Below are 23,279 nucleotides of genomic sequence, written 5' to 3' on the forward strand. Positions count from 1 at the left end.
ACTCTTTGAGTCTCGGATGGATGTTTTTCAAGATATTCTCGGAGCTGGCTCATGTTTTTTGAGGTAAAATTCCATTATAATTTAAGAGCGATCGGCAAACTATTTCTTTTTGGGAGATGTCTAATATATAAGTTGGGCTGGGGAGATTAAAATAAAGAATAAATTAACTAATTATTTGCAAAAGTTAGAAGCAATCGCATAAGTTACTCAACAATTACCAAGCTAACATTATTTCTCTTATTCAAAAATATGTAAATGATGGATGGATATTATCATTTAATTTTTCAGTAGATTCCAGATAAAATTATGTTGGTTTTATTCAAGGAAATCTAGAAGTTATTTAAATAACTGGTCCCGAAGGCTCAGTACGATAGCTTAAGTGTTCTAGACGGTACTCAACTGTGTCACGCATATCACGAACTGTAAATTCCATTTCAGAGACCGCTTCGCATTTGCGTAAGTCCACTGTTCCGCTATCCTTTGTCTTTTCTAAAAGATTGGGAAATTCTTTCTTGAGGCTACTTGCTATATTGACAGCCATTTCACCGTATTCAGCCTTATCAATGATGTAGACAATGCTGATCGAGAGTTCATACGGTTCTTCGGGAGGAAGTTCATCTTCGGGATCATAAGACAGACGGAAAGACAATATTCCAGCAGAATTTTTCTTACCTTTATCCTCAATGTGTTCAAAAACGGCTTCAAGCCGATCAACAAGGCTATTCGGTAGAGCATGGCGACGGTATCTAGCAGCCAGCCAACTCTGAAGAATCTGCCCAGAATGAGTATTGAGTTTATAAGTCTCATCAGGCTGGAGATTCTCAAGCATATTTTTAGGCAATATCAACTTTTTTGAAGCGAGCAGTTCAAAGAAAACAATTTGTCCATCATGTTTGTAATCTATGTGTAGAGTGCGCGGATTTTTCCCGTTAGTGAAGTTCCCGTCGCGCTGCTCTAGGATGCGAGCAAAAATGAATTCCACAGCAGGTTCAACATCCAGATTGTCATTGGCGATATCGCAATCGTGGGATATTGCTATAGCCAGATCAGTATCAGGTACACCAGTCCAGCCCACTGCCTGAAAGTCTTTCTGAGCCAGTACGCTACCCTGTCGCCATGTGGTGTTTCGAGACCAAGGCATTCTTGTACTAACTCCTCTCATAGACAGCCACAGATGACTCGCTCAACACATCGTCGAGCGATCTCAGGTTTTTGCCAGAGCCTTTAGGTTCACGGCGAGTCTGTGCTTCTTTATCGGCTATTGCCTTGAGAGTGGCTAAATCTGCTACAGGATCTTCATCTGTCTTGAGTATATCGAGCAAAGAACGTCCATTTAAAATCGGACGATGCACAAGCTTATCTAAACGAATGATGTTTGCTCGATTAAATTGGTCGGCCACGCGGGACAATTTCTGAATACGCATTACTGCTTCTCCCTTTGGCTCTTGTCCTGCCAGCCAGGCATATACAGTAGGACGAGTGACCCCAAGAACAGAAGCTAGATCAGACATATTTATAGCAAATACATCACGGATATTCGCAACATGTTCAGCAGGCGATAGCGTAGCACTGCTGCCTACGGCAGATTGCGTATCAGCCTGCTTTGCCCTAGAATGTTCGACATGTATACGTGGATAGTGAAGTCGATTTAGTAACTCAGCGGCACTATGTGCAGTCATGATACCACCAGTACCTGCTGTCAAAATAAATAGCTCAACTCTTAATGCACCTATCTCATTAGGAGTATAGGTTTTCGTAGGATGAAAAGAAGCCTGGGAATAGGGTGTAGGTATTGTATTCATATTCTTAAGCCCATTTTTCTCTAGCGTAGTCAGTCACCGAAACTTTGAAAGCATTGGTGATGATGTCATGCGCCTTCAAAAGTTGATCTTCAATTTCTTTGAGATCGAAACTGTTTCGGTTAACAACAAAATAGTCAGTATCTAACACAGCATTCCGACTATTAATCCCTGTGAATTGGGGTTGTAGTGAGAGCTGTAACGAAATCAAGTCAGGTGACAAAGCTAATGCCCCATCCGTAATAACCGCTCTAGCAACTAAATTGCCGTCATCAACAACTGTTACCGTCTCAGTAAAGCTATGGCTTAGACGACCCTCTAGATTTGCAGAAAAACCAAGCAGAGATGGATTCAAGTATTGTTGCAGTGTGTCCTTATCCATCGATACAACAGCATTAAGATAACGAAGTCCAATTCGTTCAACGTAAGCCAGCTCAACAATTTCGTGAACCAGCTTTAAGCCAGAGATGGTCTTCTGCAAGAAATCTGTGAAGGTGTGGTATTTAGTAGTGTGGAAAACCAAGGCATTCGAGAGCAATAGGTATCCTTCAGTACGCTCAGTATTCATGAAGCTCCAGCGCATATGCTGCTGAGGCTGAACATCAGGTTGTGATTCATCTAGTCGGCGAATTGTGAGTTCTAATTGATTTTCGGCTTGGAAGTCGGGGAACCCACTTCGGCGCAGGCGCTCCTGCAAACGGGCAACATAATCCGAGATTTGGGCAATTGGGTTAAATTGCACCTGAGCCAGTGTGTAGAACACGGGCGCAAGACTCATTTTTGGCGCTGCTGTTTTCATAATATCAAAAGGATGTCCATAGGATGTCCACAACTCTATTTTACATATCACTTTACACTTTTACGAAGATTTTTCCTGCGTACCGAACGTTTTTTAGAATCTGCACCATTTGTAAAAGGAATCTCTACAACCTAAAATTCACTGGCTTGTATAGTTAAGCCCTATAGGGTGTGTCGCCATCGACAATCCTTCATCAACAGCGACAATCTCATGGCGACGCACCTGTTCTTTTCCAGAGATGAGGAAAAAAACCAACATTTTGATAAGGTGCGTCGCTACTCGAAAAGTCGATTTTTATTGACAGATTTTTGCAAGGTGACGCACCCTACGGCTACAGCTTTGAAGTTAGGATGGGGATCTTTCCTCGATCGCAATATAGGACTCACCGTGAGTACCAGTATATATTTGAGTAGGGCGGTAAATGCGGTTTGCCTCTAGCTGTTCCTTCCAGTGAGCCAGCCAGCCAGCCACACGGGCGATCGCAAAAACAGGAGTAAATAAGTCTGTAGGAATTCCCATTTTCCGATAAACCAAACCAGAATAGAAATCTACATTGGCATAAATTCCTTTCTGACCCAGTTTTTCTTCCACCACTTCTTCCAACTTGACAGCAATGTCGTAATAATCATCGCTACCGAAGTTCTCAAATAACTGTTCTGCTAACCCTTGGAGAATAGTTGCTCTGGGATCTTTCACCTTGTAAACCCGGTGACCGAAGCCCATGATTTTGTCCTTGTTTTCAACGCACTTCTCGACAAAAGGTCGCACGTTTTCTACCGAACCAATTTGTTCCAACATCTCAATCACTTCTTCATTCGCCCCCCCATGCAAAGGCCCCGCCAAAGTGCCAACTGCCGAAGCAATTACCCCATAAGGATCTGTCAGCGTCGAAGCTGTTACCATTGCTGAAAATGTAGAGGCATTAATTGTATGTTCGGCGTGCAGAGTCAGACAAACGTCAAAAATATTAGCTAACAGCGGATCGGGTTCTCGCTCGTTGAGCATATACAGAAAGTTAGCCGAGTAGTTCAAGTCATCCCTCGGCCGCACCGGGTCATTACCCCGCCGCATTTGCTGGAATGCTGCTACCATTGTCGGAATTTTGGCTAGTAGTCGCACTACAGCTTCTCGAATGTATGCTGGGTTTGCCAAAGCTCTGCGGGAGTAGAACAAGCCCAGGGCGGCTGCTGAAGCTTGCAGGGCATCCATGGGATGTCCTCTTTCGGGGAAGCATTTCATCATGTCCCGGATGCGATATTTGATCCGGCGATGATACCGAATTTCATGCTCGAAGGCTTCTAGTTCTTCCTTTGTCGGAAGTACGCCCCAGATTAATAAATATGCAGTTTCCACAAAGGAACTTTTGAGTGCTAGTTCCTCGATGCTAATACCACGATATTCTAGTACCCCTTTTTGTCCATCTACAAAGCTAATGCTGGACAAGGTAGCAGGAACACCTTCTAAACCTGGCTTGAATTCGCCGACGACCATTGCGATACCGTGTTGTGTGAGTGGAATCTAATCTATTCAAAGTACATTAGCAGAAAGCAAGATAGTGTCGCCGCGTTAACAAACTCAATATCCCCGTAGGGACACGGCATTGCCATTGGTGTCAACAATCGCCTGAAAGCCCGCCAGGGGTTGAAACCCCTGTCTAATAGCTAAAGTCCTCTAAAAGAGGACTCAAGAACTCATCATCATCAGTCCTCTTTGAGAGGACTTGCGCTTTGAGACAGGGGTTTCAACCCCTGTCGGGCTGTGGAATGAACCTGGTTGTTGACACCTATTTGCTTTCTACCCCAGCAAAAACTTGGGCGACAGTAAACAGAACATTTGGCTGCGGCCAACTGGGGAGCCTGTTTCGGGGAGGATTAAGCCGATCGTACCTGCTTTTTTGAGGATGATGGCATCTTGGGTTCTGCCCCAGAGCAAAGTTTCTGCCCAGTTGCCTAAATCTGGTTGGTGCCCCACTAGAGCCAAGCTACGGCTTCCTGTTTCCTGCCACTGTTGGTACCATTCTAGCCAGTTGTGGATGTCTCCTGATGGGGCTAGGACTGCTGATTCGGCGATTTGGGAACTCAAACCTGCTGTTTGCAGGATTTGGGCGGTTTGGGTGGCACGTAAGAGGGGACTGGTGAGAATTAGGTCAAACTGAATTTCGATTTCATACAGACGCTGGGCGACTTTTCGGGTTTTGCTCGCGCCCTCTTTAGTCAGTGGGCGTTCTGCGTCTGTCGCGTAGGCTTCGGGTTCGGCTGCGATGCCGTGACGGATCAGGTATAGATGCACTGGCTTTTCTTGGTTGAGGTGTCCGATCGCACTTTTTTCAGATGGGGTGCGATCGGTCTTTGTTGCCTATTTTACCAGTCCATTGGTTCACCGCAAGCTGCATCCGATCGCGCCCCTGTGGTTTGGCATCATCATCATGCTCGATCGGCGATCGACGAGATTGATTACTGGCTTTAATTATGATAAACAGGATTGTCTGTAGGACTAATTAATTTCAGTAATTTTTGCTTAATCTGAGCATCAAATACTTCCCATTTCAGTCTTGCATAATCGCTATTGTCATTACCACCAGAAAGAAATCCTACGGGAATTTCAAAACCTCCAGCTTGACTTCTGCCTCCACCAAAAAAGCGTCCTTGAGAATCTTGACCAAAAGCTTCTTTAATAAATTCATCAGGATCGAGAGTCAGTTTAGTGGTTCGCAGGGAGCCAATTACTACTTCAATTTCCTCGTCTTTGTCGTGAACAATGGCATAGACAACGGCTGTGTGTACGTTCTCCTCTGTGACTAAAAAGTCCGCTGCTTGGGGAATGGAATCGCGATCGTCATAGCGGAGATAGCCGATACCTGCGATGGAAAAATTGTTCTGGACAATGCGGTGTTTGAGCGATCGCTCGATCGCATCCATCACCCATTTAGAGCGAGAGGACTGCAACACCGCATTCAGCAACTGGGGGTCATAAAACCTACTCAAATAAGCCGCAGCTAAGAAATCTTCCTCCTCAGCTTGTCGGAGGGCGTTGGTATCCGATCGCAAACCGTGCATCAAAGCCGTAGCACACTTAATATGCTGGCTGATACTACCGTCAAGATTTAGGAGTCCCGCTTGCAAATATTCGGTAAAAATCGTGGCTGTAGCGCGAATTTGGGGGCGTAAATCCGCAAATTCTGCATTCATTTCCCCTTGCAAACTGTGGTGGTCTATAACTGCTGCGATCGGAATTCCTGCCCCTAAAACCAGATCGGTTAACTGACAAGTAGTTCCTTGATTATCGATAAAAACACAGCCCTTATAGGCAGATAAATCCTTAGTTTTTGCAGTTTCCACCGTCCACCTTTGCAAGGGTAAACCAGTCAATTTAACTAAAGCAATATTTTCTTGGTGACTCAGGGCTCCTGCATAGATAAGATCGCAGTTAATGTCGTACTGTTCCGCTATTAATTTGTAAGTCCAAGCACTCGAAAGTGCGTCGGGGTCTGGGAAATCTTGCAGTAAGATTAACTGGCGCTGGCCGCGGTGTCGCTCCAACATTTGGCGCAACAGTTCTACTTGGCGATCGGCCGAAGGGTCTGAAAATCTCCTGGGGCGACTCTCTTCGACTGGAACTTCAGCTTTGCTGCGCCGTTTACCAGCAACATTTGATACTACAACTTCATCGTTAGATTCTAGTTGAACCTGGTTGTTTACCGAGGTTGTACCAGAAGAGTTAGGGGGGTCTTTCATAAAAATTTTTGAACTTTTGAACTCTTGAACTGAAAACTCAACACTCAACAATCCTACAAAAAAACCCCCGCGCTTGCGCTGACAGGGGCTTTAAAGACCGATTACATATTTTTGCCATTCTTGGTGCATACCGCTCTTAACGTGTTTAGTCACTTCAAAATAAAGACCGCTGTAAGGTTTCCGAGGCGGATATCGCAAGAGCATTCCGGCTTCTTTCGGGGTTCGGCTGCCTTTTTTGACGTTGCAGCGCATACAGGCGGTGACGAGGTTTTCCCAAGATTCACCTCCTCCGCGCGATCGAGGAATCACATGATCGAGGGTTAAATCATCCCCAGTGTAACTACAGTATTGACAAGAGTGGGCATCCCGGTGCAAGATATTCCGGCGGGTGAGTGGAATATCCTTGTAGGGAACTCGGACATAATGCCGCAGTCGAATCACTGTCGGTAGCGGGAAATTAGGCGCAATAAATTTCCCGTTGTGTTCTACCTGCTCAGCTTTTCCTTTCAGCAACAAAACTACTGCCCTTCGCCAATTGGTGATGTTAAGGGGTTCGTAGGAGACGTTCAGCACCAGAACATTGCCCATTGTTGATTATTAAGCGAGAATATTTTCACCGATGGTAACACAGGTTCTCATTTAGGGGGGTGACGCCAGCAATGATTGAGTCTCAACACAAAAGTGAAGAAATAGCAGGTTTAGCCTCTAGAGTCCAGCAGATGCTTGTGGGGGCGAATTATTTTCTGGCCCGGAGAGTATGTGGGCGAGGATTTCGGTCGAGATTTTATACCTGATGAGTCCAGTAGCAGGGATGGGGAAAAAGTTTGCCCATATTTTGATTTTTTTCCCTAAATCCCTAATCTTCCCGGCAAGCATCAGTTTAATTTTTTAGACTATAAATAACCTTCGATCGCCAGCCTGATTAATTCCCATGAAATTTTGGCTCTTAAAGTCAGTTTTTAGCGCGTCAATAATAGCGATCGCCCCGATTCTCACAAACCTTCCCGCTTTCGCTCAAACATATTCATTCTTCTGCGGGGCTGCTGGTAGCCATCCAGCTACAATTGCTGACCAACAAGGCAAAAATATTCCGGTTATTTTGTGGGTTACAGACAACTATTTCAATGAATCCGGCGAAGATGCGATTACTCGGTGTACGCGAGTTTCAGCAATTCTCAACAATGCCCAATCCCAGGGAAACTGGGACAATATTGTCACAGCAGGTGCATCCCGTACAGGTCAACCGATTATTTGTGCTGCCAATCCTCAAGACGGTTCCTGTAGGTTATTATATCAGATACCGAGAGGGCAAAATCCTGAACAAGCGAGACAAGAACTATTAAGAAGAATCAAAAATCCTAATTTAAGTATTCCACCTGTTAAGGTAAATTGATAATCAGTTACTGACAAAGACTGGAAACTCTTGTCAAATACTCCGGTTGATTGGTGAAAAAATTGCAACTTTCCTTCAGTAATTCTTTTAAACTTTCAACTTTCCTCAACCAGACAGTACCATTGCTTCCAGCCACAGCAATTTGCTTTCCATCTCGACTCCAACTGACACTAACAACATTCTCTGCAAACTCAAATTGAGCAACTTGCCGCCCTGCTAAATTCCACAACCGCACTGTCTTATCAATTCCCACGGTAGCAAGCCGTTCTCCATCGGGGCTAAAACTAATAGATTTTGCATCTAAATGCAAAGTTTGAAATTCCTTCACTAATTCTTGGTTTGACAAATTCCACAGCCCTATTTTCCCATTCAATGTTACTGTAGCAAAGCGCTGCTGCTGTTGGTTGAGACTGAAACTAATGCCGATCGCCTGAACGGGTATTTTTTGGATTAACTTACCAGATGAATTCCAAATACGCACCGTAGATTTGCCATCTAAAGTAGTTAAAAAATCCCCGTTTTGACTAAAGTTAACGCTTCTAACTAAGCCGTTATGACCAGGCAAAAAAACTGGCAACAATCTAGTTTTTGGAATGGGAGAAATCTGCCAAATAGCAGCATTACTTTCTATTCCAGCCGCAGCTAAAAACTTGCTATCCGGGCTAAAACTAATGCTAGTAACCGAGCCTGACATGGCTTGAAATTTGTAGATTTTTTTCCCCGATAAATCCCATAACTTAACTGTGCTATCTTTACCAGCAGTTGCTAAAATTTTGCCGTCGGGACTAAAATTTAACACATTTATCGACTTTTGTAAAGCTTTCCATTCAGAAAGTTTTTGCCCGGATAAGCTCCAAATCCGCACGCTATCATCTACTCCTGCGGTAGCTATAATTTGGCGATCTGGGGAAAAAGCCACACTGGTAATAGCACCCTTGTGAGCTTTCCAATTCATCTTTCTGAGTGGCAGAGATGATTGTTGAAGCTGCTGTTTGTTACTACTAAGTTTATCGAGAATCACTTGTAAAGCTAACAGCGGTCTAGTGGCAGGATATAGTTCTAAATGAGGTTGGTTTTTTACCAAATTTTTCAATGCTTTTCCCGAGGCGATCGCCCGCAGTAAAGCCTCAGACAAAGCTTGACTATTTTCAGTCTTCTGAGACACAGCTAAAAGTAAAGCATCACTACCAGTTTGTTCAATTTCGATACTAGCTTGTGCTAGTTTGAACCGCTGGTAAGCGAGAGTTGAAAAACCGATCGCCCCCGCCAAAGATAGAGCAAGCGCCGCCGAACCAAGACCGATCCACTGTTTAGCCTTTTGTTTAGATGCTTGTGTTTCTAACTGGGCTTTTTGGGCATCATTGACAGCTTGTGTAATTTCTAGCTTAGTAGATTCTAAAAGCTGATTTTGAGCGGTAAACATCAGTTTTTGGCTGGCTGTTAAAAACTGAAAGTCTTCATTTCTTAAACTTTTTTCGGCAGCCCAAATCAACGATGATTGTAAATCTTTCCCCTGCAAAAGTTGTGAATTGTCTTGACAGTGAGAATTAAACCATGCTTTAATAGCCGAGGAGTAAGGAGCCAATTCATCTAATTTTTGTTGAACAATAGTGTTGTTAAAGATAGCTTCATAAATAGGATTAGCTAGTCTTAGTTTATTCCCAATTTTAACTATTAATCCAGTCAAGCGCAATTCCATTTGTTCCGCAGTGCTATCAGGGATAACTTCAACTTGCAGTAAAATGTGCTGATATAATCCGAGTCTCCTGACAATGCGTTGATTTTCTTTAAACAGGCGATCGCGAATTGTAGATAAATGTTCCGGCACATCTTGAGATTCCCAATTATCCACAATTTTTAAACGCACCACTTTCTCCACCCACTCTTTAGGATTATTGAGTTGCTGTTTTTGCCCCTGGATAAAATTATTGACTTGCTCTTTCTCAATCTGGGGCAAATTTTTGAGTTGCTCTTTCTCAGTCTGGATAAAATTATTGACTTGCTCTTTCTCCCCCCCTTGATAAGGGGGGGCTGGGGGGGGTAAATCCCCGATTAAATGTGAATTTTCAAAGAGAAGTTTACAAAGCTTTTGAGTCAAAAAAGGTTGCCCTCCCGTCCAATACAAAACCTCTCGCAAAACTTCTTGAGAACTATCTGTAATCTCAGCCAACCCCGCTGCTAACGGTTGCGCTTCTGTTTCGTCAAAACCAGTTAATTCGATCGCCTTGCCAATATTAAATGGGGTGTTATTGCTGACATTCTTGTCGCGGCACAAATCCGTCGGTGATGCTACTCCTAAAAGCGCCCAAGTTAGGCGATCGAATTCTGAATTATTTGCCCGTTTATTGTAGCACGAGCGAATTAACGCTAAAAAATCGTCGGCGGAAAAATCTAGGGCGAGAATGCTGTCGATTTCATCAATAAAAATGACAATGTTACTGGCAATATTAGCTAACAGTACAGTTTCTATGAATTCGCTCAATCTTTGAACTGGGGCTAAAAAATTGCGATCGCGCCACCAAGTCCGCACGTTGACAACATCTGACAGATTAAAATTATTTTCGAGAATGCGGAGAAGACCAGCATACCACTGTTCGGGAGTCACGCCACGGTTGCCAATTTCCGAAATGTCGATCGCCGCACAAGCAATTCCCTCACTTCTAAGCCGTTGAATTGTCCGCACCTGCAAGCTAGATTTCCCCATTTGCCGAGAATTTAAAACATAACAAAATTCCCCGGCTTTCAATCCGTTATAGAAGTCGTCGTCTGCGTGCCGTTTCACATAATTGGGAGCGTTATTTGTGAGACTCCCGCCTACTTGATAGTAACTGGGTTTGGTGGTAAAATTCATAAATTAGTTCGGCGGTTGAAACCGCGACTATACAAACGAAGTCCGCCTGCGCGGACTGAAGAATTCAAGTAGAATTTTGTATGATATATTGTACCATAATACAGCATGAAAACTGATTGGACTGGATATCACCACGACAAAGACAATTTAAGAAATGAAATTTGGTCTTTGCTGAAGCAGCAAGCCGCATCTGTTGGCGATCCGTTTGGTCATATTCCCAACTTTGTTGGGGCCGAATTGGCGGCGGAAAAGTTGGCAAGTTTATCGATTTGGCAACAGGCAAAAACAATTAAGTGCAATCCTGATTCGGCGCAAATTCCGGTGCGGATGCGGGCTTTACAAGATGGAAAACGGCTGTATATGGCAGTACCGCGCTTGACAGACGATCGCTGTTTTGTTGAGTTGACTGCTGAGGATTTGCAAAGGCAAAATGTATCTATTGCCGAAAGTGCGATCGCCCGCAAAGCCCTCACTTGTGGCAGATTGGTAAGTTTTGCAGAAATGGAGCCGATTGATTTAGTAATAGTCGGCTGCGTAGCGGCGGGGCCGGGCGGTGGAAGAACCGGGAAAGGAGCAGGATTTGCTGATTTGGAATTAGCGATGTTGCAGGAATTCGGGTTAGTAGAAATCGATACGCCGATTGTGACAACTGTGCATCCTTTGCAAGTAGTTGCAGATTCGCTTTTGCCAATGCAGGCTCACGATTGGGCTTTGAATTGGATTGTGACTGCCCAGGAAGTAATTGAAACTAATACAAGTTATCCGCGCCCAACCGGGTTAAACTGGGATAGTTTGCGATCGGAACAGTTAGAACAAATTCCGATTTTACGAAAGTTGAACGAACCGCGAAGGCGCCTTCGGCGAAGCCGTTCCCCTAGGGTAGGACGCGAAGATGGAAAGAAAGAATAAGAAAAAGGTAGTTTTATATAGCTATCTTATTATTTATCTTAAGGCAAAAGAGAATTGACAGCGATCGCCCCTATTTCTATTCCTGCAATCATAATCGGTACAACAGCCGATCGCCCAAAATCCAACCTTTGACTGTAATCTGGTGGCTCAACTTCCGCACTCGGTTGAGAGTAAACTTCCACCTGCTCTTCCACAAGATTCACAATCCAATAAATGGCAATTCCAGCGCGGGCATAAATCCGTTTTTTGATTGTTCGGTCGCGCTGAAGCGTTGTATCAGATACTTCTATAATCAGAGCAATATCTTCAGCACCAGGATGGCGATCGAGATATTGTCGTGTATCCCCTCTAACAACTACTATATCGGGTTCGGGTTCGCTGTTGAATAGCGTTATCGGTTCTTGGGAATCGACATACCAACCAGGAGGTAAAATATTCTCTAAAGCTGTTCTGACAAGACGAGTTGTAACTCGATGCGGTGGATTTTTTGGCATTTTGAAAACCAGCCAACCTTCCAGCAATTCTACAGAGTCATCATCCGTGAGAATGCCTGATTGAATCATCGCATGATACTGCTCGATGCTCAAGCGCAAAATCAGATCATTGGGAATTGCTGCGAGACTTTCAACAGGTGACATAATTAGTATGCAGGAGTTGATTTAGTTACGATTTCACCTAGTTTTAACACATATCTACTTTGTGGTCAATACGCGCCATGCAATGAAAGCAGTAAAACCTAGATAACCAAACACGGTTATCCAATCTAGCCAATTATCGGAAGTTATTAAAAAAATATCGTTCATGGGTATCATTCACCTGATTCTTTAGTCCGCGTAGGCGGACTTTGTTTGACAAGGAGCGGTTTCAACCGCCGATTTCGAGCGCAGATTTTTAACCCACATTTAATCTTACCCGATCGCGCTTAAGTGCGATCGAAAATATTGCCGATACAGTTCGCACCTGGGCACGCACTCATTCCCGTGCAATTTCACCAACCCCAAACTATCCAATTTAAACGCCTGCATCGCCTTTAATTGCACCGGAGAATCCGCCGCAGCAATCTCTCTCATCCCCTGCGCTAACTCTGGATATTCTTCTAAATTCCACAATTGGCGGCGCAAATGGTCGCTATAAATTCCCGCATCTGCGATCGCACTTTCTTTTAATTCATCAAGCATCAAATCCGAGCGCGAAATGTGATATAATGCAACTCGCACTAGATAAGGATGACCGCCGACAATTGCCATTAATTTCTCTACTTCTGCCTCAGACCAATTCAAGTTGTGGCGCGCTGCTAAATCTTGGATTTGCCCAGCGTTGAATTCTGGCAAATCTACGGGCAGTCCGACGTTGAAAGGCGATTGATTGATATTCATCGGAATGTAAACTTCGGTGGAGTGAACTACAATTAAGCGCAGTTTTTTCCAGATGTCGCGCCGCTTGGATTCTTCGTGCCAAGCCCGCAGCAGTCCTAAAAAATCTTCGGCAATGTCGGGATATTGAAAAACGCGATCGATCTCGTCTAATCCTAACACCAAAGGAGTGTCGATTTGTGGCAACAGATATTTTTCAAAGTAATCTTTGCAGTTAACTTTGCTCCCAAAAATTTCATCCCAATAATCATCTAGTTGATTGGGTATGTGTAACTCTCGCCCTACATAGGCACAAAACCACTTGAGAAATTTATCGAGATTGGCAAATACAGTTTTATCAACTAACTGAAAAGTCAGCGGTACAGTGCGATAATCTTGACAGGATGCGCGGTGCAAAATTTTTGCCATTAAAGAAGTTTTCCCCATCTGTCGAGGAGCTTTTATTCTAATTAAGGCGCTGGGCTGCAAAATAGTTTGATAACACCTTTCTTCGATGGGAGGGCGTTCTACATAAAATTGAGAAGCGACATCGACTTGTCCTCCTGGCAATTCCGGTTCTGCTGTGGGCAAAGGAATGTTATGGTTAGTAATTTCTAATATGTGATTGGGGATTAACTCTGCTGGTTCATCTTTGATAGGTGCGGCATTTTCTGCCAGCAAATTCATAATTTCTTCGATCAGAATAGGAGTATCGGCGGTTGTTTGCCATTCCCTTTGTTTGATGCGGTAAAGATAGCCTCGCAAGTCGTGATTTAGAGGCTCGCTCAGGGGAAAACCGACGCGAATGGGCAAAATTACTGGCTTTTTGTCAGGGCGAGAATCTTGCAATTCTTTGGCTTGCTGAACTTGATAAGTTAGCAGTTCGCTTTGGTTGACAGTTGGTGGCAATAGCAATAGTAAATAATCGCATTCTTTGAGGAAGTAGTTAATGCGCTCGAACCAATTATCTCCTAATTTAATGCTGTTTTCGATGGTAAAGACTGTATGCCCGATCGCACTTAAGGCTATTTCCAACTGTTTTCCTAATTCGCGATCGGGCTCAACGCTATGATAGCTGATAAAAATCTTAACACTTCGGCTGTTAGGGACTGTTTCTTCAGTCGGTGGCAAATTCCTCGGCCCATCGGCATCTTCCCCATCGTCTAGTTTAGCCGATCGATGGTCGCCATGGGCTAAGGTCAAATCAAAAGCAGCAAACAATTGCCGAATTTTACTCTCGTCTGCACCTTCTCTACCCTGCCGAATTTTGCTGACTGTATCGGAACCAACGCCAGACTCAGCCTCGACTTCGGTGAGAGTACCTCTAATGTTATATCGGTCTGACCATTCTTGGATCGCCTCATTCAGCTTCTTTAAGCCTGGGGCGGTGAGAATTCGACCGCGATCGCGTTTTGACTTGATCACTTCGCTTGCACTTAAAGGAGAAGGAATCTAGGAAGTTTAACCTATCTACTACCTATTTTAAGGGATTTTAAGGAAGATAGTCCGCCACCTTCAACTCACTTAATTTTAATTATTCAAATTTTATTAGCGATCGCACCCTCAAACCCTATCTGGTCAACCACTTCAAAATTTAAACATATTTTAACCTAAAAAAATGCTTAACTCCCCAATCTCCCCCGTGTCTAATTGATTAACTTTTTATAGTACATACATCAAGCAAAAAGGGGCACGAAAATGAACAATGTTTTACACAGACTGGCAATGGCAGCTTTAGCAACCACAGCCATATTCACCATTAACACCCTGAACAACTTAACTGAAGCATCAGCCGCTGCCAAGCTCGATCGCTCAGAGATTCATCAGAGGGAAACTTTTCCCGTGGCATTTAGTCCGTTTAATAAATAGTAACATTCATGGATTAAATTAGGTATAAATCATGAAGTCTACCCTTGAAGTTCCGCTACCTACAACTACAAAATGTGACTTAGTTGATGCTGAGGCGATCCATGCTTGCACAGCACTAGCTTGGCTAGAATTGGTAGCATTAGATGCCAATGTTCTGACTGGAGATGATTGGCTAGCTCTGTGCGATGATATTGATAGCGGTGAAATTTACCGCGACTGGTTTCTGTGGCAAGATGCGGAAGTTAGCGGAGATTGGCAAGCTTATGACCATTTGAGCGAGCGACGATTTGTAGCTCAAGGAAAAGTATTTGTGAAAGCGATGATTGATGCCATAGAGAATGCGAGAAATCAGGCGATCGCCCAACTTGAGTTTATCTAGATTATCTCAACTGAGTCCACTGATTATTCTAAAATAAAATAATAAAATATACGGCAGAGGGCAAGAGTTGACTGTATGATATCATACGACTCGCCACGACAGCGGTTCAGAACACTGTTCCCATCGCTTTCGAGTGGATGCCAATTCCCTCTTTCTCTCCACCCATGACTTTAAAACTACAATGGCTGTTGGCTACGTTAATTAGTGCTTGGGCGATCGCCCTCCCAGCCAAAGCGGATACCTTGACATCATGGCACTTTGATGCGAATCAAAATCAACTCAATGTAACCACAGATACCAGCGTTCAGCCCTCAGTTAAATTAATTCCTAATCCCACCCGTTTAGTAATCGATCTGCCCGGAATTGTCCTCGAATATCCCGAAACTCCTCAAAGCTATAATTCAGCTATTAAAGAAATAAGAGTCGGGCAATTTGACCCAGAAACCACCCGATTAGTGATTCAATTAAATCCAGGTTATAAGTTAGACCCGCAACAAGTACGAATTATCAAAGAATCGGCAAATAGGTGGTCATTTCAGTTGCCAAATCCAGAGCTGTTAGCAGGGAATGAGTCTTTTCAATCAGAAGATATTACTAGGTTTGAACAAAAAGAGCCTCAAATTTTACCGAATCTGAAAGCGACGAATCCTAGAAATTATTCCGGGGATTTGGGGATGCAAATCGGTTCGGAAATGACAGCGATTAAGCCAGAAGTTGAAAAGGCGATCGAACAGTATAAATCCCTGAGTGCGGGAATGTTTTTTCTGGATTTAGATACAGGCAACTATTTGGATATCAAGGGCGATCGGGTATTTCCCGCCGCCAGTACCATCAAATTACCAATCCTGATTGCCTTTTATCAAGATGTAGACGCTGGCAAAGTTAGCTTGAATGAAACATTAGTTATGAAATCCGACTTAGTGGCCAGCGGCTCTGGAACTATGCAAGATGAACCAGATGGCACTCGGTTTAGCATCAGAGAAACCATAGATAAAATGATTACCATCAGCGACAATACAGCCACCAACATGATTATTGAACGTTTGGGGGGAATTGCGAAGCTCAACGAACGTTTTCGCAGTTGGGGATTAACTGATACAATAATTCGCAATTGGTTGGGAGATTTTCAAGGAACAAATACAACCAGTTCTGTAGATATGGTGAAGCTGCTATCGATGCTATCTCGCGATAAATTAGTTTCGGAATCTAGCCGAGAACAGGCTTTAGAATTATTGCGACATACAACAACTAGAACCCTGCTTCCTTCCGGTTTAGGGGCGGGAGCAGTAATTGCCGACAAAACGGGAGATATTGGCTTTGTAGTTGGCGATGCGGGAATTATTGATATGCCAAATGGGAAGCGTTATTTGGCGGCAATTTTTGTCAAACGTCCTTATAATGACCCGATTGTGAGAGATTTTGTGCGGCGAATTTCGCGCATTGTTTACAATTACTTAGATCTACCCTCAGCAAAAGTACCGGATAATTTGCGTTGATATTTGTTAACTGGTTCCTAGAAACAGCATTTCTCAAGAAATCTGCTCAGTACAAAGTGACAATTCGTCAGCAACGGCATCAGCCACATCAAGCAGCACCGCATAAAACAGCCAAGTTGCCCAAATTTGAAGCTTGATGCCATTCACAGAACCAGTCCACAAATAAGACAGTCTCAGTTTCTGGAGCTGGTACATTTCGATCGCGAATACGATCGGGTGATGATAACGATGTTGGGCTTGTTGCCTTCCTTGAAGAGATCGGTAATTGCCATCTTTTGCTCTTTGGTAAATTTGAGGTTTGGGGGAGGGGTGCAGAATGGGAAATCAACTATTAGCAACCTAAAACCGACATTCTACCCATCCTCAAGCAACATCACTGAATTATCCTCCAGTCGATCGCCCAGAAATACCAACTCCATGTTTGGTAAAATCAAAATACTCTACCGCAACCAAAGCGCTACCTGTGGCCAAGTCAACTGAATCCAACAATCCAGAGAATCCGAGCCCACTTGCCCGCACACCTCTGTACGACCTATCATTAGAACTCAAAGCTCGGATGGTCCCCTTTTCCGGGTGGGAGATGGCGGTGCAGTACAGCGGTCTGAGCACCGAACATCAAACTGTGCGATCGCAAGTAGGAATGTTCGACATTTCCCACATGGGAAAATTTGGTTTGAGAGGGAAACAATTAAGGGCTAAATTTCAACCCTTAGTGCCCTCAGACTTAAGTCGATTGCAACCAGGTCAAGCTCAATATACAGTATTGTTAAATGCCCAAGGCTGCATCTTAGATGACATCATTTTCTACTGCCAAGAACCCGATGCCACCACTAGCGAAGAACGGGCTGTCATCATTGTCAACGCCGCCACTCGCATCCGAGACAAAGCTTGGATAGCAGCCCACTTAGAATTAAGCGGTGTCAGTTTTACAGACATTTCACCAGACAAAGTTTTAATCGCAATTCAAGGGCCGGAAGCTGTCACTTACCTCCAGCCCTTAGTTACCGACGACCTCACGCCAATTAAAGCCTTCGGTCACTTAGAAACAAACCTGTTGGGACAGCCAAGTTTTATCGCTAGGACTGGCTATACAGGTGAAGATGGGTTTGAGATTATGGTCGATGCAGCAGTAGGAAAAGAACTGTGGCAACAATTATTAACTGCGGGGGTTGTACCCTGCGGTTTGGGTGCGAGAGACACCTTGCGTTTAGAAGCAGCAATGGCATTGTACGGTCAAGATATCGACTATAATACGACACCTTTAGAAGCTGGATTAGGTTGGGTTGTTCACCTCGATACCAAAGGCGATTTTATTGGCCGCGAGGTTTTGGAACAGCAGAAAGCGAGTGGAGTTTCCAAGCGGTTAGTAGGGCTAGAAATGGCAGGGAAGCACATTGCGCGTCACGGTTATCCGGTAATCTTTGAAAGTGAAAAAGTAGGAGAAGTTACTAGCGGTACCTTGTCACCGACTTTGAATAAACCGATCGCCCTTGCCTATGTTCCCACAAAACTAGCTAAAATTGGTCAGGAACTAGAAGTGGAAATTCGCGGCAAAAATTATCCAGCTAGGGTAGTGAAAAAACCATTTTATCGATCGCCAAACCGACAGAGTTAACTTAAGTAAGTTAGGATTAATTCAGGGGCGGGCTCGCGTGCCCACCCCACCATAAAATGTATTTCTTCTTGGGGAACGGGCACGCGAGCCCGTTGCTCATAATTTTGGTAGAGAAGATTCATCGACTAGCTTAGCAAATTTTCGCAAAGTTTCAGCATACCGATCGCCCGCCACATCCATCAAATCATTGTGACCGGCCCCATCGACCCAAAAATTCAATTTCGGCTCCTTGGCGGCAGCCAATAACTGCTCTCCATGCCAAAAATGAACCACCTCATCGGCCTTACCGTGAATCACCAAAACAGGCGATCGCACTTTGCCAATCTTATCAATATTCACAAACTTATCAAAGGGTAAAATCGGAATCCGCGTCAACACCCGAAAAGCCGAAACAAACGAACTTTCAACCACCAAACCACCGACAGATTGTCGCGAAGCTAAATCAATTGCCGGCCCACCACCCACAGAACGCCCGTAAACAATAATTTGCTTTGCAGGTACTCCCAACTGTAGCGTTAAATAATTGTAAGCAGCCTCAATATCACGATAAGTATTATACTCAGAAGGCTTTCCCTGACTGGTGCCGTAACCTTGATAATCATAGGCAAACACAGCAAAGCCGCTATCTCGAATCTCTCCCATTACCCACAAAATTCCGCTCAAATCTTCCGCATTCCCGTGACTGTAAAGTATGGTATATTTAGCTTGCGGGTTAGGAAAATGAAGGGCAGAAATTTTCAAGCCATTAGCTGAGTTAATTTTGATAACTTCCCTGCTATCACTCTGACTAGATGGGGGATGTTGAAAAATTAGGGGTTCTGAAAAAAAGAAAGCATAAAAACACAGAAATGCGTAAATAAAAATAATAGAGCGCATCAGTCGTTTGACAGAAAAATCTCCCAAAAGCAAGCGTTTAATATTTTTCCTATTCTTGTTTGCCATCACTAAATGACCATAGTTTAATAAGATTTAGTGGATACTTTATTTATTGCGAGAAAAGACATGGCACTAGAATACCCCGATGACTTGAAATACCTAGACACCCACGAATACATCAGACTCGAAGGCGAAATTGCCACTATCGGCATCAGCGCCTTTGCAGTGGATCAACTAGGTGATATCGTATTTCTGGAATTACCAGAAGTCGGCGAAACCCTGGAAAAAGGCGAAGCTTTCGGTACAGTCGAGTCAGTGAAAGCTGTTGAAGACTTGAAAGCACCCGTTACGGGAACTGTCATCGAACGCAATGATGCCATTGTAGAATCTCCTGAGAATTTAGCGGAAGATGCCTATGGCGCTGGCTGGCTGTTGAAAGTGCGCGTTGACAATCCCAGTGAAGTCGATGAGGCTTTGTCAGTCGAGGAGTATCGCCAAATGGTCGAAGGGGAATAGGGAATAGGAAATAGGGAATAGGGAATAGGGAATAGGGAATGGGGTATGGGGCCGAAAGTATGGGGCATTCGTAGCCATCTCTCCCCTTTCCCCTTTTCCTTCTGTCAGTTATATCAATTCCGGTTGCATGGTCATGATTTAACCGCAGAGAACGCAGAGAACGCAGAGGGAGATTCAGAGAGAGATGAATAATTCCGATGAAGAGAGGATTTGATCTACATCCGTTAAATCCGTTACAAAATCCGTAGCCGAACTTCCTCCTATCCGTTAAATCCATTACAAAATCTGTTGCCGAACTTCCTTCTTCCTTTGCAAAATGTTACAAACAAAGAAGTAAAAGTCTATTCAGGAGAATCCGCCTTGGTACTCTACAGTTCTCAAATTGAGTCGAATCAGCAGCAAAAGCTCACTCCCATCGATGGTTTTGCGTGCCGGCACATTGGCCCGACACCAAGGGAAATCCAGGAAATGCTCGATGTTTTGGGCATCGATAGCCTCGATGATTTGATTGACAAGACAATTCCGGCGGCGATTCGCATCCAGCAACCCCTGGAATTACTTGCTGCCAAAAGCGAGTATGCTGCATTGGCAGAATTGAAAGAAATTGCGGCAAAAAATCAGGTATTTCGATCGTACATCGGCACAGGATATCACGACTGCATCACACCCCCAGTCATCGGGCGCAATATCCTCGAAAATCCCGGCTGGTATACATCCTATACTCCCTATCAAGCTGAAATTGCCCAAGGGCGATTGGAAGCTTTGCTAAACTTCCAAACCATGATTATTGACCTCACTGGTTTGGAAATTGCCAACGCTTCCTTGCTGGATGAAGGGACTGCCGCAGCCGAAGCGATGGCGGTGAGTTACGGTGTATCCAAAAATAAGGGAAAAGCGTTTTTTGTCGCTCAAGATTGCCATCCTCAAACCATTGAAGTGGTGCAAACTCGCGCTAAGCCCTTGGGAATTGAAGTGATTGTAGGCGACCATCGAGACTTTAAGTGCGATCGCACAATCTTCGGTGCCCTGCTACAATATCCTGCAACAGACGGCGCAATTTACGACTATACAGACTTTATCGCATCAGCTCACGAAGTCGGCGCATTAGTCACAGTAGCCGCCGACATTTTGAGCCTTTGCCTGCTCAAACCCCCAGGCGAATTCGGCGCTGACATAGCCGTAGGAAGCACCCAGCGCTTCGGAATTCCCCTCGGATTCGGAGGGCCTCACGCAGCCTATTTCGCCACGCGAGAAGAGTTTAAACGGCAAGTTCCGGGGCGAATTGTTGGCGTTTCCAAAGATGCTAACGGCAAATCTGCTTTGCGTTTGGCATTACAAACTCGCGAACAGCACATCCGCCGCGAAAAAGCAACTAGCAATATTTGTACGGCTCAAGTTTTGCTAGCAGTAATGGCGGGTATGTATGCTGTTTATCACGGCCCACAAGGGCTAAAAGAAATAGCAGAAAAAGTACGCGATTTAACTGCACTTTTGGCTTCCGGTTTGAAAAGCCTCGGATACAAAATTGGTGATGAACCTTTCTTCGATACTCTGCGGGTAGAATTGGGAAATAAGCAACTATCCGAAGTTTTAGATGCTGCGGAAGTTCACCAGATTAATCTCCGAGTTTTTGATGAAAAAACGGTGGGAATTAGTTTGGATGAAACCGTGACTGCGGGCGATGTCAAAAAGCTGTGGGCAATTTTTGCAGAGGAGAAAGATGCTATCAATGCTGACGGCGATATTTTTGTGAGTATGTCGCTAGATGCGGATGATTTTAGTTCATCTTTAGTTTATCCGGCTTTTTGCGATCGGACCAGCAGCTACCTCACCCATCCAGTTTTCAACAGCTACCACTCGGAAACCGAACTTTTGCGCTATATGCACCGATTGGAAGCCAAGGATTTATCGCTGAATACGTCGATGATTCCCTTGGGTTCCTGTACAATGAAATTGAATGCAACAGCGGAAATGTTGCCCGTGAGTTGGCCCGAATTTAGCAAGATTCACCCCTTCGCACCAAGCCATCAAACTCGCGGCTATCAAATGATGTTTGTGCAACTCGAACAGTGGCTGGCAGAAATCACAGGTTTTGCCGGAATTTCTTTGCAACCAAACGCAGGTTCCCAAGGTGAATATGCAGGTTTGTTAGTAATTCGTCAATACCACGAACACCGAGGCGAATCTCACCGCAATATCTGTTTAATTCCCCAGTCAGCCCACGGTACAAATCCAGCTAGCGCAGTTATGGCGGGGATGAAAGTAGTTGCGGTTGACTGCGATTCTCAAGGCAATATTGATGTGGCTGACTTGCAGAAAAAAGCCGAAAAGTACAAAAATGAACTGGCTGCATTGATGGTAACATATCCATCTACCCACGGCGTTTTTGAAGCAGAAATCAAAGAAATTTGCGAGATTGTGCATCAAGCCGGCGGACAGGTTTATATGGACGGCGCAAATATGAATGCTCAAGTTGGTTTGTGCCGCCCTGGTGATTTTGGTGCTGATGTTTGTCACTTGAATTTGCACAAAACTTTCTGCATTCCTCACGGGGGTGGCGGGCCTGGTATGGGGCCCATTGGGGTGATGTCTCATTTGGTGGAATTTTTGCCCAGCACTTCTATTTTTAACAGCGAACAGTCAACAGCGAACAGTCAACAGCGAACAGTCAACAGTCAACAAACATCAGTTGGTGCTGTTTCGGCGGCCCCTTGGGGAAGTGCCAGCATTTTGACTATTTCTTGGATGTACATTCGGATGATGGGAGGAGTTGGTTTAACTGAGGCGACAAAAGTAGCAATTCTGAATGCTAATTATATGGCGCAGCGGTTAGAATCCTATTATCCAGTTTTGTACAAAGGGAAATCGGGTTTAGTCGCCCACGAGTGCATTCTGGATTTACGACTTCTCAAGAAAACCGCAGGTATTGAAGTGGAAGATATCGCTAAACGGTTGATGGATTACGGCTATCACGCGCCGACAGTTTCTTGGCCAGTCGCCGGTACGGTGATGGTGGAACCGACGGAAAGCGAATCGAAGCAGGAATTAGACCGTTTTTGCGATGCGATGATTGCGATTCGAGCCGAAATTGCGGAGATTGAAAATGGTAATGTTGACGCGCAAAATAATGTGTTGAAAAATGCACCGCACACCGCAGAATCTCTGATGGTTGATGAGTGGAATCATCCTTATACTCGCGCCCAAGCAGCTTATCCGACTCCTTGGACTCGCGAACATAAGTTTTGGCCGGCGGTGGGAAGGATAGATAATGCGTTTGGCGATCGTAATTTTGTCTGTTCTTGTTTGCCGATCGAGGCTTACACTTAAGATTGAAACCGGGTTTTTTCCCAAATTAAAACTGTCACCTAAATCTCGGAAAAACCCGGTTTCTCAGCGCGAAGACTCCAGAAACCGGGTTTTTGCGACAATACCTAACTACAACCCAAAAACTCCGAAAAACCCGGTTTCTCAGCCTCACCCAAAACCTCCAGAAACCGGGTTTTTGCGACAATACCTAACTACAACCCAAAATCTCCGAAAAACCCGGTTTCTCAGCCTCACCCAAAACCTCCAGAAACCGGGTTTTTGCGACAATACCTAACTACAACCCAAAATCTCGGAAAAAACCCGGTTTCTCAGCCTCACCCAAAACCTCCAGAAACCGGGTTTTTGCGACAATACCTAACTACAA

Annotated in this window: 20 protein-coding genes and 1 pseudogene; 9 read left to right on the top strand and 12 right to left on the bottom strand. The window is 44.4% G+C overall.

The window, feature by feature from the left end; all coding sequences use genetic code 11:
• Nucleotides 1-340 precede the first annotated feature (340 nt).
• From AAFP11_RS12515 to sixA, 5 genes are all read right to left on the bottom strand, one after another.
• The gene (locus AAFP11_RS12515) at nucleotides 341-1,141 is read right to left on the bottom strand and encodes a hypothetical protein (RefSeq protein WP_341737372.1); all 801 of its coding nucleotides are present in this window, start codon (nucleotides 1,139-1,141) and stop codon (nucleotides 341-343) included.
• A 7-nt stretch (nucleotides 1,142-1,148) separates the two neighbouring features.
• On the bottom strand, nucleotides 1,149-1,802 hold the full coding sequence (locus AAFP11_RS12520; protein ID WP_341737373.1) for a hypothetical protein: 654 nt from the start codon (nucleotides 1,800-1,802) through the stop codon (nucleotides 1,149-1,151).
• A 4-nt stretch (nucleotides 1,803-1,806) separates the two neighbouring features.
• Nucleotides 1,807-2,598, bottom strand: a complete 792-nt coding sequence (locus AAFP11_RS12525; RefSeq protein ID WP_341737374.1) for a TIGR04255 family protein — start codon at nucleotides 2,596-2,598, stop codon at nucleotides 1,807-1,809.
• Between the two features lie 345 nt (nucleotides 2,599-2,943).
• Nucleotides 2,944-4,089 (bottom strand): citrate synthase, encoded by a 1,146-nt coding sequence (locus tag AAFP11_RS12530; RefSeq protein ID WP_341737375.1) that lies wholly within the window; start codon nucleotides 4,087-4,089, stop codon nucleotides 2,944-2,946.
• A gap of 303 nt (nucleotides 4,090-4,392) precedes the next feature.
• Nucleotides 4,393-4,887, bottom strand: a complete 495-nt coding sequence (gene sixA, locus AAFP11_RS12535; RefSeq protein WP_341737376.1) for a phosphohistidine phosphatase SixA — start codon at nucleotides 4,885-4,887, stop codon at nucleotides 4,393-4,395.
• Between sixA and AAFP11_RS12540 the strand changes: the two genes are divergently transcribed.
• Nucleotides 4,882-5,064: a hypothetical protein gene (locus tag AAFP11_RS12540; RefSeq protein WP_341737377.1), complete on the top strand. Its 183-nt coding sequence runs from the start codon at nucleotides 4,882-4,884 to the stop codon at nucleotides 5,062-5,064. The genes sixA and AAFP11_RS12540 overlap by 6 nt on opposite strands.
• Here AAFP11_RS12540 and AAFP11_RS12545 read toward each other — a convergent pair.
• Both AAFP11_RS12545 and AAFP11_RS12550 read right to left on the bottom strand, forming a co-directional pair.
• A complete protein-coding gene (locus AAFP11_RS12545; RefSeq protein ID WP_341737378.1) occupies nucleotides 5,061-6,332 on the bottom strand; it encodes a bifunctional oligoribonuclease/PAP phosphatase NrnA in 1,272 nt (423 codons plus the stop codon). The two genes, AAFP11_RS12540 and AAFP11_RS12545, sit on opposite strands and share 4 nt — an antisense overlap.
• Before the next feature lie 90 nt (nucleotides 6,333-6,422).
• The gene (locus tag AAFP11_RS12550; protein ID WP_340520766.1) at nucleotides 6,423-6,920 is read right to left on the bottom strand and encodes an HNH endonuclease; all 498 of its coding nucleotides are present in this window, start codon (nucleotides 6,918-6,920) and stop codon (nucleotides 6,423-6,425) included.
• Between the two features lie 343 nt (nucleotides 6,921-7,263).
• On the opposite strand from AAFP11_RS12550, the gene AAFP11_RS12555 reads away from it, so the two are divergent.
• A complete protein-coding gene (locus AAFP11_RS12555; protein WP_341737379.1) occupies nucleotides 7,264-7,725 on the top strand; it encodes a COP23 domain-containing protein in 462 nt (153 codons plus the stop codon).
• Between the two features lie 7 nt (nucleotides 7,726-7,732).
• Here the strand turns inward: AAFP11_RS12555 and AAFP11_RS12560 are convergent, their stop codons facing one another.
• Nucleotides 7,733-10,576 carry an AAA-like domain-containing protein gene (locus AAFP11_RS12560; RefSeq protein WP_341737380.1) on the bottom strand — a complete coding sequence of 948 codons (2,844 nt, stop codon included), beginning with the start codon at nucleotides 10,574-10,576 and terminating at the stop codon, nucleotides 7,733-7,735.
• A gap of 105 nt (nucleotides 10,577-10,681) precedes the next feature.
• Between AAFP11_RS12560 and AAFP11_RS12565 the strand changes: the two genes are divergently transcribed.
• Nucleotides 10,682-11,485 (top strand): 5-formyltetrahydrofolate cyclo-ligase, encoded by an 804-nt coding sequence (locus tag AAFP11_RS12565; protein ID WP_341737381.1) that lies wholly within the window; start codon nucleotides 10,682-10,684, stop codon nucleotides 11,483-11,485.
• A gap of 38 nt (nucleotides 11,486-11,523) precedes the next feature.
• On the opposite strand, the gene AAFP11_RS12570 is transcribed toward AAFP11_RS12565, so the two are convergent.
• Both AAFP11_RS12570 and AAFP11_RS12575 read right to left on the bottom strand, forming a co-directional pair.
• Complete coding sequence (locus tag AAFP11_RS12570; RefSeq protein ID WP_341737382.1) at nucleotides 11,524-12,123, bottom strand: Uma2 family endonuclease; 600 nt, start codon at nucleotides 12,121-12,123, stop codon at nucleotides 11,524-11,526.
• Between the two features lie 270 nt (nucleotides 12,124-12,393).
• Nucleotides 12,394-14,262 carry an AAA-like domain-containing protein gene (locus AAFP11_RS12575; protein ID WP_341737383.1) on the bottom strand — a complete coding sequence of 623 codons (1,869 nt, stop codon included), beginning with the start codon at nucleotides 14,260-14,262 and terminating at the stop codon, nucleotides 12,394-12,396.
• Between the two features lie 273 nt (nucleotides 14,263-14,535).
• Here AAFP11_RS12575 and AAFP11_RS12580 point away from each other — a divergent pair, with 273 nt between their 5' ends.
• The 3 genes from AAFP11_RS12580 to AAFP11_RS12590 all read left to right on the top strand — a co-directional run bounded on the left by AAFP11_RS12580 (nucleotide 14,536) and on the right by AAFP11_RS12590 (nucleotide 16,581).
• On the top strand, nucleotides 14,536-14,706 hold the full coding sequence (locus tag AAFP11_RS12580) for a hypothetical protein (RefSeq protein WP_341737384.1): 171 nt from the start codon (nucleotides 14,536-14,538) through the stop codon (nucleotides 14,704-14,706).
• Between the two features lie 31 nt (nucleotides 14,707-14,737).
• Nucleotides 14,738-15,085 (top strand): hypothetical protein, encoded by a 348-nt coding sequence (locus AAFP11_RS12585; RefSeq protein WP_341737385.1) that lies wholly within the window; start codon nucleotides 14,738-14,740, stop codon nucleotides 15,083-15,085.
• Between the two features lie 137 nt (nucleotides 15,086-15,222).
• Nucleotides 15,223-16,581: a serine hydrolase gene (locus tag AAFP11_RS12590; protein ID WP_341737386.1), complete on the top strand. Its 1,359-nt coding sequence runs from the start codon at nucleotides 15,223-15,225 to the stop codon at nucleotides 16,579-16,581.
• Nucleotides 16,582-16,617: 36 nt separating this feature from the next.
• On the opposite strand, the pseudogene AAFP11_RS12595 reads toward AAFP11_RS12590, so the two are convergent.
• Nucleotides 16,618-16,764: pseudogene (locus AAFP11_RS12595) on the bottom strand (IS4 family transposase); the annotation flags it as partial.
• Between the two features lie 280 nt (nucleotides 16,765-17,044).
• Here AAFP11_RS12595 and gcvT point away from each other — a divergent pair.
• Nucleotides 17,045-18,196, top strand: coding sequence for a glycine cleavage system aminomethyltransferase GcvT (gene gcvT / locus AAFP11_RS12600; protein WP_341737387.1), 1,152 nt, complete (start codon nucleotides 17,045-17,047; stop codon nucleotides 18,194-18,196).
• A gap of 96 nt (nucleotides 18,197-18,292) precedes the next feature.
• Here the strand turns inward: gcvT and AAFP11_RS12605 are convergent, their stop codons facing one another.
• Nucleotides 18,293-19,138, bottom strand: a complete 846-nt coding sequence (locus tag AAFP11_RS12605; RefSeq protein WP_341737388.1) for an alpha/beta hydrolase — start codon at nucleotides 19,136-19,138, stop codon at nucleotides 18,293-18,295.
• 60 nt (nucleotides 19,139-19,198) lie between these two features.
• On the opposite strand from AAFP11_RS12605, the gene gcvH reads away from it, so the two are divergent.
• A complete protein-coding gene (gene gcvH / locus AAFP11_RS12610; RefSeq protein ID WP_341737389.1) occupies nucleotides 19,199-19,588 on the top strand; it encodes a glycine cleavage system protein GcvH in 390 nt (129 codons plus the stop codon).
• A gap of 360 nt (nucleotides 19,589-19,948) precedes the next feature.
• A complete protein-coding gene (gene gcvP / locus AAFP11_RS12615) occupies nucleotides 19,949-22,915 on the top strand; it encodes an aminomethyl-transferring glycine dehydrogenase (RefSeq protein WP_341737449.1) in 2,967 nt (988 codons plus the stop codon).
• Nucleotides 22,916-23,279: the final 364 nt, after the last annotated feature.

This window comes from Microcoleus sp. CAWBG640 (assembly GCF_020883015.1).
In the GTDB taxonomy this organism is placed as follows: Bacteria; Cyanobacteriota; Cyanobacteriia; order Cyanobacteriales; family Microcoleaceae; genus Microcoleus; species Microcoleus anatoxicus.